Annotated in this window: 13 protein-coding genes; 6 read left to right on the top strand and 7 right to left on the bottom strand. The window is 55.8% G+C overall.

Annotated features, from left to right (window positions below):
* Positions 1 to 73 precede the first annotated feature (73 nt).
* A complete protein-coding gene (locus SH421x_RS03635; RefSeq protein ID WP_488854034.1) occupies positions 74 to 1,051 on the top strand; it encodes a tetratricopeptide repeat protein in 978 nt (325 codons plus the stop codon).
* A gap of 38 nt (positions 1,052 to 1,089) precedes the next feature.
* Here the strand turns inward: SH421x_RS03635 and SH421x_RS03630 are convergent, their stop codons facing one another.
* From SH421x_RS03630 to SH421x_RS03600, 7 genes are all read right to left on the bottom strand, one after another.
* The gene (locus SH421x_RS03630; protein ID WP_488854033.1) at positions 1,090 to 1,503 is read right to left on the bottom strand and encodes a hypothetical protein; all 414 of its coding nucleotides are present in this window, start codon (positions 1,501 to 1,503) and stop codon (positions 1,090 to 1,092) included.
* Between the two features lie 112 nt (positions 1,504 to 1,615).
* Positions 1,616 to 2,551, bottom strand: coding sequence for a DUF1559 family PulG-like putative transporter (locus SH421x_RS03625; RefSeq protein WP_488854032.1), 936 nt, complete (start codon positions 2,549 to 2,551; stop codon positions 1,616 to 1,618).
* A 485-nt stretch (positions 2,552 to 3,036) separates the two neighbouring features.
* A complete protein-coding gene (locus tag SH421x_RS03620) occupies positions 3,037 to 3,693 on the bottom strand; it encodes a methyltransferase family protein (protein WP_488854030.1) in 657 nt (218 codons plus the stop codon).
* Positions 3,690 to 4,757, bottom strand: coding sequence for a hypothetical protein (locus SH421x_RS03615; protein ID WP_488854029.1), 1,068 nt, complete (start codon positions 4,755 to 4,757; stop codon positions 3,690 to 3,692). The genes SH421x_RS03620 and SH421x_RS03615 overlap by 4 nt, the downstream gene beginning before the upstream one ends.
* 183 nt (positions 4,758 to 4,940) lie before the next feature.
* Positions 4,941 to 5,279, bottom strand: coding sequence for a P-II family nitrogen regulator (locus SH421x_RS03610; RefSeq protein ID WP_488854028.1), 339 nt, complete (start codon positions 5,277 to 5,279; stop codon positions 4,941 to 4,943).
* A gap of 76 nt (positions 5,280 to 5,355) precedes the next feature.
* Positions 5,356 to 6,795 carry an ammonium transporter gene (locus SH421x_RS03605; RefSeq protein WP_488854027.1) on the bottom strand — a complete coding sequence of 480 codons (1,440 nt, stop codon included), beginning with the start codon at positions 6,793 to 6,795 and terminating at the stop codon, positions 5,356 to 5,358.
* 275 nt (positions 6,796 to 7,070) lie between these two features.
* On the bottom strand, positions 7,071 to 8,264 hold the full coding sequence (locus SH421x_RS03600; protein ID WP_488854026.1) for a sulfotransferase family protein: 1,194 nt from the start codon (positions 8,262 to 8,264) through the stop codon (positions 7,071 to 7,073).
* Positions 8,265 to 8,527: 263 nt separating this feature from the next.
* Here SH421x_RS03600 and flhA point away from each other — a divergent pair, with 263 nt between their 5' ends.
* The 5 genes from flhA (at position 8,528) to SH421x_RS03575 (ending at position 14,110) form a co-directional block, all read left to right on the top strand.
* Positions 8,528 to 10,615, top strand: coding sequence for a flagellar biosynthesis protein FlhA (gene flhA, locus SH421x_RS03595; RefSeq protein WP_488854025.1), 2,088 nt, complete (start codon positions 8,528 to 8,530; stop codon positions 10,613 to 10,615).
* An 8-nt stretch (positions 10,616 to 10,623) separates the two neighbouring features.
* Positions 10,624 to 11,799: a flagellar biosynthesis GTPase FlhF gene (gene flhF, locus SH421x_RS03590; RefSeq protein ID WP_488854024.1), complete on the top strand. Its 1,176-nt coding sequence runs from the start codon at positions 10,624 to 10,626 to the stop codon at positions 11,797 to 11,799.
* A 32-nt stretch (positions 11,800 to 11,831) separates the two neighbouring features.
* Positions 11,832 to 12,689, top strand: a complete 858-nt coding sequence (locus SH421x_RS03585; RefSeq protein WP_488854023.1) for a MinD/ParA family ATP-binding protein — start codon at positions 11,832 to 11,834, stop codon at positions 12,687 to 12,689.
* Between the two features lie 184 nt (positions 12,690 to 12,873).
* Positions 12,874 to 13,140 carry a hypothetical protein gene (locus SH421x_RS03580; protein ID WP_488854022.1) on the top strand — a complete coding sequence of 89 codons (267 nt, stop codon included), beginning with the start codon at positions 12,874 to 12,876 and terminating at the stop codon, positions 13,138 to 13,140.
* Between the two features lie 184 nt (positions 13,141 to 13,324).
* Positions 13,325 to 14,110: a FliA/WhiG family RNA polymerase sigma factor gene (locus SH421x_RS03575; RefSeq protein ID WP_488854021.1), complete on the top strand. Its 786-nt coding sequence runs from the start codon at positions 13,325 to 13,327 to the stop codon at positions 14,108 to 14,110.
* Positions 14,111 to 14,204 lie beyond the last annotated feature (94 nt).

The raw sequence follows: 14,204 nt of genomic DNA, 5'->3' as shown, positions 1-14,204 counted from the left end.
TAACGTTTGCTCATGCTTCCTTAGCCTGATATCTTCGAGTCGTTCTTTTTCATTGCGCGCGGATAAGACTACTATGGATGCTCAGCAAGCGGTTGATGCAGGTCTTGCTTTATTGGACCAAGGACGACGCGATGAGGCGCTCGAAAAGTTTGAGCATGCACTTGGTTTAGAGCCCAAACATGGCCAGGCATGGTTCGTCAAAGGCTGCGTAATGAGCGAAGCAGGCCGCGTTCGCGACGCCGCCGAGTGCTACTTACAGGCGCTGCAATATGCTCCCGCCTATGCGGCGTTGATCCTGTTCAATCTCGGCAACTGCTTCCGCGATCTGGGGGAAGCTGAGCGAGCCTTGGAATGCTTTGAGTCCGTGACCGAGCTTGAGCCAGATCACGCCGATGGCTGGATCAACCAGGGAGTGGTGCTTGATAAGTTAGGCCGAGCCGAAGAAGCGATCGCTTGCTATGACAATGCAATCCGTCTTGCTCCCGACGATGTCGACGCGTGGGCGAATCGCGGAAATTGCCTGCGCGCGTTACAGGAGTTTGCCGAAGCGATCGAGTGCTACGAAAAAGCGCTGGAGTTAAATCCCAAAAGCCGAGCCGCGTTGGCCGGTCGTGGAATCTGCGTCGCCGAGCTGGGCGAACCAGAACGCGGCTTGAAATTACTCGATCAATGTCAGAGCGATCCCCCCTTTCCACCGTTGTTGATCGAACGGGCGATGATCCTCTCCAAGCTTGATCGCTTTGAAGAAGCGATTGCCGACATCGATGAAGCTGTCCGACTGGGGGCCAATTTTCCCGAAGCTTGGAGCAACCGCGGCGAATGCCTGGTCCGATTGGGTCAATTTCCCGAAGCGGTTGTTTCGTTTGAGACGGCGCTGGCTCGTAGCTCGATGTTTGTGCCGGCGCTTTACGGCAAAGCTCGAGCGCTCTGTCTGTGTCAACAAATGGACGCCGCGCGCGAAACGTTAGAAATTTACTTCACCGTCGCCGACGAAGAAGACCGCCGCTGGCAAGCAGCCCAGCAGCTACGCGAATTTTGTGTCGAGGAGTAAAGCAGTCGGCAGCACAGCTTGTCGTTTGGTCGCACTGGTTACGGTGAAGTCAACGGGAAATCGATCTGATTGGCCCCTGGCTTTACGGTTTTGTTCAATTTGGTTTGCTCTACCACTTGAACGCCGGCCGGCAATCGCAAGTCTTTTCTAGTCGCCGCGCTCATATCTTCGGCAGGCCGGATTGTTACTTTGTATTCGCCGATTCTGACCCCCTGTTGGCCGCGACCTTGGATTAAGACGTAACTGCCATCCTCTTTTGTATAGCCAGCCGCAGTTCCCTGCGTACCGTCCTCGGAGGAAAACATCACTTCCAGTCCTTCGACCGGGTCGCCGTTGACCGTGACGACGCCGCTGACTTCCCCTCTTCCTCCTGAGAAGCAACCGAGAGAGGATATCAGCAGGGCGAATGCGATCCCCTGCAAGCAGCGAGTTGGGATGTGTTTACAAATCATTGCTCACTCGACATACAGTTGGATGATAGAAACAAGACCAAGATGCGTGCTCATCGCTATTGAGTAGCACGCGATTGGAATGCCGATCACGATCGGATTTGAGCGACCAACATTAGGGCAGCTCGAATACGATTCCGTCGGCACGTTTACCTAGGGGGATGATTACATTGGTACGATCAGCCGTGTCGGGCAAAAACCGCACCGAGGCGTCGCATAACAGAATGTTAACGCCGCCGGGGTGTAAGCTTGACATCCCTTTTCCTCGGTTGACGTTATCTCCGTAATCATGGTTGATAATAAATCCAACTCGAGCTCCCGTTCGGCTGACGCCATTTTCCGAGCCGCTACCGCTGCGACCGACGCCGGCCCAGACAGCTGCACCAAAGGGATAGTTGGAGTCACTCATCGACGGGCCGCCATCTCGCTCTCCGACCAGCAGCGTATTGCTTGTGCCGTCTAGGACGTCACGAAGGCCTAAATAACTACTGCCGTAAAACATGCCGTCGCCGGGAGTGGAATTGGTTACAGCGTCGAAGCCCAAATTGCAGACGTAGTTGGAGGTGGCGACGTCAAAATGATCGTTCACTCCGAAATCCACGCGATCGTTTAGGTCGCCGGTAACATCACTGGGGCAGCGGTAGCCTTTAATGGTCGTTTGCAGCAGCGCTTTATCGGTGTCGCTCGCCGAGGAAGTGTAACGTGTCGCCAGGCGAATCGATCCGGGCGAAAGTTGGTCATAGAGTGCGCCTTGTTCCATCTGAGGCAAGATGTTGGTCGCCCAGCCATACTGGGGACTGTTGACGTCGCCGCGTCGAAGCCAGCCCGGTGGAAGACTGTTGTAAGTGTCGTGATAGTTGTGCATCGACAACCCAATTTGCTTTAGGTTGTTAATGCATTGCATGCGACGAGCCGCTTCGCGCGCTTGTTGCACGGCCGGTAAGAGCAGCGCGATTAACACGCCGATGATCGCGATCACGACCAGTAGTTCAACCAGGGTGAATCCGCGCCGTTGCTCCGGTGGCCAACGTAAAGCGAAGTTACTTTGCATGATATGCCTCAGATTATAGGGCAACAAATGAAAATGATTTGAAACAGCCAGGCACGATAACGACAACATTTGCCGCCTATTTTGTCGGGCGATCCAGACCTCACCGCTCCCGGAGCATATCAAAGAATTCGCAAAAAAACAATGTTTTCTTGTGAGCTATGGCGAATTAATCGCCAAGAACAGGCGATAAGGGACGTTTACTGATGCGTTGAGAAGAATGCCCCAGCGGTCATCTCATCCACAGAGGGCAAGCAGATGTCGCCGAGAACGAGCGAATCGTATCCCGCTGCCCTAGCAATCTGCTTTGAAATCAAAACTCTCTCGAAAGCGCGCCGCGGCTTCGCTTTGATCCTAGAGCGGATACATGTTGCATATAGCGGACCGAGTCCGCTCGTATTAGGCTTCTCACCCGAATTGTAGGGATCGAATTCGCCGCAAGCGACGCGACACAATCGTGTAACCGCTCTAAAGAGTCGGTCAGGCAGCTAAACCAACCCCGGGATCAGCTTCCAACGAACTCGTCCGGCATACTCGCGATAGCCTGCGTCTTGCGTCAGCAATCGTTCTTCGGCCAGGATCCGCAACATCCACAGCAGCACGGCGCCACAATAGACGGCGGCGTTCCAGTAGCTGAATTGATTAATTAGGTAACCGCCAAAAGCAACAACATAACTGAGGTAAAGCGGGTGTCGCACCCAGCGATACATGCCGCCGGTTTTGATCCCACGATTGGCCGCGACCACGCCGATGCTTCGATTGAGCGACGCCATTGCAAAGATCTGTAGCCCCAATCCCAAGCATTGCACGATCTGGCCAAACAACGTGTCATGACTGCCGCTGGCCGGCAAGAACAGGATCACCGAATAGGTGCCCATCAGCGCGACCGTCCAGTCATAAAGCGACATCGACACTTTCTCTGGCGGCTTGCGGATCAAATAAAAGAAGACGTCACTTGATACTTTTATCAGCAACAAAAAAGTGCTTAAGCGATACCAAGTAAAAAAGGCTTCCCCTTGAACCCACGCGAACCGAAAGAAAAATGCGGCCAACACGACGTTGGTGCACATTTCCCACACCAAGCGCTTGAAACGCGGCAGATCGGATTCCAGCGGCGAGAATGAAGTGGTAGCGTTGGTGGTCACTGGGCAATCTCCATCGGCGCCTGAACCTGCTTCTTGCGAGCTTTCCAGATCAGGCTATCGACAACGTAATGGTGAAAATTAATCGTTTGGTAGATCACCATCGCCACTAAGGGGATCGCGGCGAGGATGCTCATGTTGGTCAGCATATAGATCACGCCGTAGACGAAACTGGTCAGTCCCAAGCAGACGGCAAAGTAACAAACAACGTTAAACGGATGCGTTTGACTAATCGCTGACAACAGCATGTGCTTGGGATCGGTCCCTTGCTTGAAGCGATTCGCGTTGAACATCCAAACGATCAAGATGTACTGCGCGTTGTGCCAGACATTTAGCACGAGCCAGCCATGATCGATGTCTCGCACAAGCACGTAGCCGACGGTAAAGATCGTCAGATGCGTAAACATGTACAGCACCAGCCCCAGCGAAGTCTTCCCGGCGCGATAGGCGATCGCCTGACGGACCATCCAGACGGCGGTCACAATCGCCGCGATAACTCCCGTAGCGACGACCAGCCAATAAGGAGTCGGCAGGTACATCACTTCTGAACCGAGAAACCGCGGTGAAGCCTGATACGAGCGATACAAAATTCCCCACAACGGCACCAGATAAAGCGACCAGGTGGTCAATCGTTCGTCGATCGGCAACAGCCCGCCTGCTTTGCGGCTGTAGAATCGCGAGATTCCATAGCTCTGCCGCGTGTAATGAAACCATTGCCAGTAGAGATAGATCGTCGCCAGCGCCCACATGCCCAGCGTCAGGCCAATCACGGCGGTAGCCGCCAAGACGACCCACGGAAGCACCGTCAGCAAGCGCCGGTTCTCGCGGACGCTGTCGGCGTCAAAGGCGAGCCGCGTAAAGGTGGCGACCACATGGTGATAGCCGAGCAGCCACAAGTCGAGAATCAGAATGATCGGAAACCATTCAGGGCGAATGGTCACGATCGCACCAGAACCCAAAGCCAAGATCGCGACGCCAAAGATCAGCGTCATATCGAACTTCGCGTTACGAAGCCAACCGTATCGTACTTCCGCGACGGCGCTGTCGGTCAGGGCGGCGGTGCTCATGATCACTCATTCAAATTAGGGCCTGCATTACGAGAAAAGGTAGGTTGCAGTTTCCAAGACGGAAATCAAAACGAGTTTTTGACGATCGAATACAGCAACCGTTCGCAGGGATGAAAACGATTGTGACGATTGTGCGTCTTCGTAGCCGTAGGGTCCACACAGCGGACCCTACCCCTCAGGCAGTCACACAGCATCTTCTCCCATTTCGCCGGTGCGAATGCGGATCGCCTGTTTGACGTCGTAGATAAATAGCTTGCCGTCGCCGATCTGGCCGGTTTGGGCCGACTTCAAAATCGTATCGATCACCAACTGCAGGTTGCCGTCGCTACAGATAATCTCAATCTTGTGCTTCGGCACAAAGTCGACCGAGTACTCGGCGCCGCGGTAGTTCTCGGTGTGACCTTTCTGGCGGCCGTAACCTTGCACTTCACTGACGGTCATGCCGTGAACGCCCATGTCGTTGAGCGCCGTTTTGACATCTTCCAGCTTGTGGTGCCGAATAATCGCTTCCACTTTTTTCATATCGATCCGATCTCCTGCAAGCGAGCGCCCGGCGTTACTTGGCCGGGCGCATCTTGATGTAGTCTAAAAAGGGAGCTTAATAGAAGATATAGCCCTCTTCTCCATGTTCGGCCAAGTCGAGTCCGCGAATTTCGCTTTCTTGCGGCACCCGCAGGCCAATCGTAAAGTCAATTAGCTTCAGCAAAACGAAAGTCACCACCACCGAAAAGAGGATGGTAATCCCTACGGCCGCGATTTGGCCAATCAGAAGCGAAATTCCGCCCCCTTCGTACAAACCAATCGGCTCGCCTTCGGCGCCAGCAAAGACATTTCGCGTGGCGAACACGCCGGTCAAGATTGCTCCCAAAGTTCCGCCAACTCCGTGGACGCCAAACGCATCCAGCGAATCGTCGTAACGCAATTTGTGCTTCAGATGAATCACGGCCCAGTAGCAAACGGCGCCAGCGATTGCTCCCATCGCCAATGCCGGCATCGGCAGCACAAAGCCGGCGGCCGGCGTGATGCAGACCAATCCGGCGACCGCGCCCGACGCACAACCCAAGACGCTCGCTTTGCCGTGATTGATCCATTCCATCACCGCCCAGGCGACCGCGCCGGCCGCGGCCGAGAAGTGGGTGACGGCAAACGCATTGGCGGCCAGACTATTCGCCGATAAGGCGCTGCCGGCGTTAAAGCCAAACCAGCCAAACCACAACAGACCGGCTCCGAGCGTCGTGTAGGTCAAATTGTGCGGCCGCATGTCATCGTTGCCATATCCCAGCCGATTGCCGATCAGCAACGCGCACATCAGCGCCGAGATGCCAGAACTGATATGAACGACCGTCCCCCCGGCAAAATCGAGTGCGCCCCCGAGGATCGCCGTATCACCACCGTAAAACAAGATCCCTTCGTCCCACACCCAATGGCACAGCGGGCAATAAACAAAGGTTCCCCACAGCACCGAGAAGAGCGCCATGCTGCTGAACTTCATACGCTCGGCAAAGGCGCCGCAAATCAGCGCCGGCGTGATAATAAAGAACATCCCCTGAAACAGCATGTGCGTATATCGGGGAATCGTTCCTTCCATCGGCGTGACAATCTGGCTTGCGCCGACGTCATAGTGCGATTGCACATTATTCATGAACAAGTAATCAACGTTGCCAAAATAGGGATCATTGCCGCCGAAGGCGAGCGAATAGCCCCACAACGCCCAGACGATGGTCATTAGCCCCATCAGAAACATGCACTGCATCATCACGCTCAGCACATTCTTTTTACGAACCAGCCCGCTATAGAACATCGCCAAGCCGGGCGCGGTCATCAGCAGCACCAGAGCACTGCTCATCAACATCCAGGCATTATCGCCGGTATCGAGGTCAACCCCGGCCGCAGCGTCCTGTTCAATCATCTCCGCCACATCGGGAGAACCGACGGGCAAATCATCCGCAACCGGCGAGCCGTCTTGGGCATAAACCGCGGCAGTAAAAATCAGTAAGAGCGCGCATAGGCTGAGCGCGCTGCGAACATGGGTGCGCATCGAAATACCTCGTATAGGAGTGCCTGGGCCATGAATAGGAAATAAGAGCGCCGCCTAACGTCCGCCAGGATCGTATTTTCGCTCAGCTTTCCAAATCAGGAAGTCGGAACAATCGCCGCCCTCGCCCACCGGGCCCAGACGTGCCTATGCAATCACTCCAAACTCGAAGCTACCCAAGCTATTTCTCCCCTCAACCCGTGTAAAGGGTGGAATATGCACAACCCAGAAAAATTCCACGGTTCCCCGGGGCACTCCCTCCACTGTTCTTCCCGCTTTCAGCTTTCCGCTTTCCGCTCTTCTTCCCGCTCTGTCCCCCCCACCGTTCCATCCGCCGCATAGCCGTACCGCTGAAAATAATGGCTCCAACGCCGCTGGATTTCAGCAGCCAAGTCATCTTCCATCTGGTGCTTGTTCCGCTCAAACGAACGGCTCTCAGCGGTCGCGGCTTCCAATGCGGGGCGAACTTTTTCAAAGTTTCCCAGCCCCAGAGCGGCGTAAATCTTTTCTAGCTCACCCACCGGATCGGCCACGATATCTTCATACCGCGTTTCCACCAGCTGATCAGGGCCCAACTTGTCGGCATCCCGAAAATAGCCGCCGTACATTCGGTCGAAGCAGTCAAAAATGTACTGCCGGTACTTGGGATTTTTCGGATGCTGCAGCGACTGCACTTCATCCATGGTTTGCCACAACCGCTCGGTCGACGCAAAAATCTCCAGCGGGTTGCGGGCAATATGTATGAACTTGGCGCCGGGATACATCTCTGACAGCAGCCCAATCCGCCCGGTGTGCGTCGGCGACTTCAGGATGATCGGTTTGCCGCGTTGCACGGTGACCATCCGGATGAACAGATCCAAGGTCTCGCGCCACTTGGCCACGTCGGCCTCGTCGAGCCCTTCCATGTCCAGGAACTCAGTCCCTTCGGCCGGATGATGGTCGGGAAACGCCATACGATAGTAAGGCGACGAGGCTCCCAGGGCGACCAACGCAAACTCATCTTCCTGGGGCTTGCTCCAGCCGACCTTCATATTATCCATCGGCCGCTTGCTAGGCATCAAAAAGTTGAACCAGCGACTGACAAAGTCCCCCATCAACAGAAACTGACATGGTCCCATGCACTGGATGGTGGTCGGCGACGTATACGCTTCGTCCAGCGACATCAGCTCGTGCAGAAAAGTCGTACCGCTGCGCCAATGCCCTACGATAAAGACCATCGGCATCTGCGGGTCCACGGCCGCGATCTGCTTGCCATACAGTGCTAGCTGCAGCCGGTAGGACAGGCTATTGAATACGGTGAACGGCGTGACCAACAGGGCCATCGTCACGCGCAGCGGATGCAGCGCAAAGCGATTCCGAGCTAGCAACCGCATCCACGGACGAAATCGCATCCCGTGCCAGATGCGAGGGCTGTACCAAGGATAGGCGTTCGCCTTCTGTTTGCGATGCGGTTTCGCGGCGGGATCGGTCACGGGTCAGTCCTAAGCAGCAAGCGGAAGCGGAAGCGGGAGACAGAAACAACCTATGGTAGCTGAAATTTTTGCTTTCGCGCTGGGGGCAATTCTGAGCGACCCTGTCAATTTCTCGGACAAGTCGCCATTGACACGATAAACATAGCAACGTCAACGACTTTGCTCGCTTGATCGGCCTGGACTCGAAGTTCTGATTTCAGTAGTTTTCGCCCCGCATGACACGGAGAGGGTTCTCCGCGGCGTTCCTTTCGTCTCTTTACTGAATGACTTACGTGCTGCCAGCGTTGGAACGAATTCGAGATCTAATTTTGCCTGTCGGCATTATCGCCAGTGTTCTGGTGATCTTGGTGCCGTTGCCGAATTGGCTCATGAACTTGTTACTAACGGCCAATATCACGGCCGGCGTGATCATTCTATTGACGACGATCTATGTGCAAACGCCGCTGGAGTTCAACGTTTTCCCGTCGCTGCTGTTGGCCACAACGCTAGCTCGACTGGTGTTGAACGTCGCGACTACACGCTTGATTTTGACCAAAGCGGCCGAAGACGGCATGGATGCGGCCGGCGGCGTGATCGAAAGCTTCGGCGAGTTTGTCGCTGGAGATAAAATAGCGGTCGGCATCATCATCTTTGTGATCATTATCGTGATTCAGTTCATGGTAATTACCAAAGGTGCTACGCGTATTAGTGAAGTCGCCGCCCGCTTTGCGTTGGACGGCATGCCAGGTCGCCAGATGGCGATCGACGCCGACTTGAACGCCGGGATTATTGACGAACACGAAGCCCAAGCACGCCGCAGCGAGATCACGCAGCAGGCCGACTTCTTTGGGGCGATGGACGGCGCCAGCAAGTTTGTGCGCGGCGACGCGATCGCCGGCATCATCATTACCTTGATCAATATCGTCGGCGGTTTCATCATCGGCATGCAAGCCGGCATGAGTCTGAGCGAAGCGGCCGAAGTTTATACCAAGCTGACCATCGGCGACGGTCTGGTGAGCCAGGTTCCGGCCTTTTTGATTTCGTTAGCGGCTGGTTTGTTGGTGACGCGTAGCAGTCAAAAGACCAACTTGCCGCTTGAGTTCGTCCAACAGCTCTTGTCTCGACCGCCGGCCTTGATCGTCTCCGGCGCCTTCCTGGGGTTGCTGGTTTTCACTGGATTACCGACGCTACCGCTCTTAACCTTGGGGGGCGGGTGCTTAGGTATCGCCTTCTTCATCAAGAGGCAAGACAAGCAGGATATCGTCGACAAAAAAACGGCGGAGCATAAACAGCAGGAACAAGAAAAAGCAGCCAAAAAAGAAGATCGTATCGAGGACTATCTCTCGATCGATCCCATGGAAATGGAATTGGGAGTCGGCCTGGTTCGGCTCGCGGCGCCAGATCGCGGCGGAGATCTGCTGCATCGCGTAACCGGCGTTCGTCAAAACATCGCGACCGAAGTCGGCATCATTCTGCCGAAGGTCCGGATTCGCGACAACATGCGACTTACCGAAAACCAATACCGCATCAAGATCACCAACAACACCGTCGCCGAAAATACGATCTATCCCGATCGCTTGCTCGCGATCAGCAGCCCCAACTCGCAAGGCAATCTGCCGGGCGAGCAGACGCGTGACCCCGCCTACAACCAACCAGCCGTTTGGATCGAAGCCGGCCTGCGTCCGCAAGCCGAGATGCTGGGCTATACGATTGTTGAGCCGTCGTCCGTATTGGCCACCCACCTGCAACGCGTCGCCAAGAAGCATGCCGACGAATTGCTGACACGCGACGCCACCAAGCATTTGCTCGACGATTTGAAAGAAGATTCGCCGGCAGTCGTCGACGAATTGATCCCCGGCGTCATGAAGCTGGGGGATGTTCAAGCCGTGCTGCAAAATCTACTGCGAGAAGAAGTCCCGATTCGGCAGCTGGCGATCATTTTGGAAACCCTCGGCGATCATGCCGGACGCACCAAAGACCCGATCTGGTTGACCGAGTTCGTTCGCCACCGCTTGGCCCGCACCATCTGCACCAAGTATCGCGACCGAGAAAACAAGCTGTTTGTCATTCCGCTCGATCCGGCGATGCAAGATCGCATCGCCGCCGGCATCGACACCGAACGTGGCCCCTACGCTCGCATGTCGCCGCAAGCAATCGAGCTGACTTGCCGCGCGGTCGCCGCCGGTATCGAAAAACTGTTGGCGGTTGGTAAGCCGCCGATCGTGCTGGTGAACCCACAAATTCGCCCAGCGCTCAAACAACTCACCATGAATCACATCCCTGACTTGATCGTGCTTAGTCACAACGAAATCACCCGCGATACGCTGATCGAATCGGTCGGTATCATCAGCGACATCGTACCGGGTAAATAAATATCACCATGGACATCAAAACATTTCGCGCCAAATCGATGCCCGAAGCGCTGGAGCTCATTCGCAAAGAATTGGGCCCCGACGCCGCCGTTTTGCACACCCGGATGATGCCGCGACGCGGGCTGGCGGGACTGCTGGGATGTCGAGAATTCGAGTTAGCCGCATCGACCAGCGTGCCGGTAAAGAGCCGCTTCCAGATCGAACCGCCAACCGCAGAGCCAACCCCAGCGACGCATGCTGAGTTTGTCGCGCGACGCTTTGAAGTGGACCTTCCCACCGCCAAGCCAGCCCAGACCAAGCAGCGAGCCGATGCCGAAGATCATTCGCAACGTCTGGCCGAAGGGCTGGTCGATGATCAAGGAGAATCCATCCTGGACGCATTGGCCAACTACGCCGGCGGCTCGCACCGCAACTATTCGCCGATCGTCGCTCGCTTACATGACGAACTGCTTGCGGCCGAAGTCGCGCCGCAGATTGCCGCACAACTAGCCAATCAGCTAGAGGAACTCGCCCCCGTCACGCACGAACGTGATTTGCGTCAACATCTGCACCAATGGATCGCCGCAACTTTTCGGACCGGCAGCGACCTTGAGGATGCGCGTCGCGGACCGCTGCGGATCGCGTTGGTCGGACCAACCGGCGTCGGCAAGACGACCACGATCGCCAAGCTGGCGGCTCGCGCTAAGTTCACCCAAAAGCTGCGTGTCGGTCTGATCACGATTGACACCTATCGCATGGCTGCCGTCGATCAACTACGAGCCTACGCCGAGATCATGGATCTGCCGATGCAGGTCGTCTCGTCTCCCAGCGAGATGCGCGACGCCGTCGATCACCTGGCCGGCTGCGATCGAATTTTTATTGATACCGCCGGACGTAGCCCGCGTGACGCCGTGCAATTGCAACAGTTGCAATCGGTGCTCAAAGCGGCCGAAACCGACGCCCGCTATTTACTGTTGTCGGCGACCACCGGCAATCGTTCGATCCAAGACGCGGAACGCCGTTTCGCGTCGATCACCCCCACCGCGTTGATCGCCACCAAACTGGATGAAGTCGAAACGCTCGGAGCGATGTTTAACCTGATGCATCGTACGACGCTGCCGATCAGTTACGCCACGCACGGACAAGACGTGCCGCATTCGATCGCAGTCGCATCGGCGGATGAACTCGCCAAACAGTTGATTTAATCTCCGAGCCCCTTCCCCCAACTACAGCTATTATGGACCGTCCTTTCCCTGACCAAGCATCGTTATTACGAATGCTCGCGCGTCAGAACTCCAACTCGAACGCTTCACCCAAGGTACCGCTCGCCGTGTTCTACGGCGCCGAGCGTCGCGTTGGCGTGACGACGCTCTGTTTGAACATGGGCGCCGCAATCGCTGAATCAGGACATCGCGTCGTCATCGTCGATCTCGATTTCGAGAGCGCCGGACTAGCGGAATTATGCGGGCGGAAGACGACTGCTTCAATTGGCGATCTCGCCAATGCACGCGTCGATCTGCACGAATCCCTTTTGCCAGGCGTCCATGGCGCTTTGTTGCTGCCGACAATGGCCGAAACCGGCTCGCTGCATGCAATTCAGCCGCCTGCTCTGCAGCATTTAATCGATCAATTGCAACGGCTCGGCCGGCATGCGGACGTCGTGTTGATCGACGCCGGCAGTCGTCCGACTCCGCTGGCCGAAATCCTCTGGCGCCGAGCCGAACATTTCATCCTGACTGCTTGCTCGGCTCGCAGCTCGCTGACCGCCGGATATGCGGCGGTGCGACACCTGCTAGAGTCAGCGCCGCGTAAAAACTTTGGCCTGTTGCTAAACCGCGTCTCGGCTGCGCAGCCCGAAGAACCAATCATTGACGGTTTTGATCGGGTCTGCCAGCGTCATGCTGGCGCCGCCGCTATCGGAGTTGGCGCCGTGCGTCAAGCTTTGGAAGTTGGCGCGGCGCAAGCTGCTTGCGATGCGTTCAGCGTTCGCTATCCGCAATCGGCGGTTGCAGGCGATCTGGCCAACGTCGCTCAACGATTGTCGTCGTTAGTATTCGACGCACCCACCACACAACTTTATCGCCACGCGGCGTAAGAAAGGCTAGCACTGATATGAATGCACGCCTTGCCGCGACGCGAGTTTTTTTGACGACTTCGCTCCAATCGGAAAATTCGGCTGAACATCAAAGTGATCGACGTCGATACCTAGATGTAACGCCGCGTACGCCTGCGGCGGATTGGAATCGCGAATCACGTCAACTTAATAGACCGAACGCAAGATGGCGCGCAACTACGCGGGCGTCCTGGGCCTTATCGCTTTCATCACAGTCATGGTGCGTGGATACCTTGATTTTGGTGGGATCGAATCGACCCTTCAAATCGCGTGTGTTGCGATGGCATTATTTGCGGCCACAGGCTGGTTCATCGGCGGCGCTGCGGAGCGTATCGTTGACGAATCGGTTCGCGAGAGAGTCAACCAAGAGCTGGACAAACTGCAACGCGAGTTGCAAGCAGAGAGTACCAGTTCTGGAAAGGCGGCGGCGTAAATTCGCCTCCACGTCCACTGCGGAGGGGACGCGGCGAAGTTGCGCCAACCGACGGATTATGAGTAATCATGCCGGCGGAGGTTTTGCGGCGAGACCGCTGTAAAACGCGGGTCCTGAAGGATTCAGGCGAAACGAGAAGGATCTCACGAAACGTAGCCATAGACGGCGTTTCACGGAGGATTGCATGGCGACAACCACAGCAGTCGACGACATTGCGGAAGTCTGGAAGTCCTACAAGGAAGATCAGACGCGTAAGGAATTACGCAACCGTCTTGTTGAGCGATATCTGCCGCTGGTCAAATACAACGGCGAAAGAATTTGGGCTCGCTTACCGGAAGGGGTCGAACTAGACGACCTGATTTCGGCGGGAGTCTTTGGTTTGATGGACGCGATCGACGCGTTCGACATGACGCGCGGCGTCAAGTTCGAAACGTATTGCGTACCGCGTATTCGCGGCGCAATGCTCGACGAACTTCGTACGATGGACTGGGTCCCTCGGTTGGTGCGCTCGAAAGCGAGCAAGCTGAACGAAGCGAACAAACAGCTCGAAGCGAAGTTCGGTAGACAGCCGACCGAAATTGAATTGTCCGCCCATATGGGCATGAGCGTGAAAGAACTGGAGAAAATGATCTCCGACGCGAATGCCGTAGGGCTCATCAGTCTCAACAAAAAATGGTATGAGACTGACAGCTACAAGGATGTCCGCGAGATTGATATTCTCGAAGACATCAAAGGGGAAGATCCTACGCGGCGGATCCAGAAAAACGATCTGATGCGTCTGGTCACCAAAGGCTTGAATCGCAATGAGCGCTTGATCATCATTCTCTACTATTATGAAGAGTTGACGATGAAGGAAATCGGCGCGACGCTCGACCTCAGCGAAAGCCGCGTGAGCCAGATGCACAGCAGCATCGTGCAACGTCTGCAATCGCAGCTAGGACGTCGTCGCCCTGAGTTTGGCGCCGTTTAAAACGTCCCCCCCTCAGACTGGCAAACCAAGTAAACGCTTCCGGCGACGGAAGCGTTTTTTTCTGCGCTATCGAACTACCTCGATTGGCCCTACA

This window comes from Blastopirellula sp. SH421, from assembly GCF_057808535.1.
The sequence above is the reverse complement of the archived record's forward strand: the minus strand, read 5'-3'. Positions and strand labels throughout refer to the sequence as shown.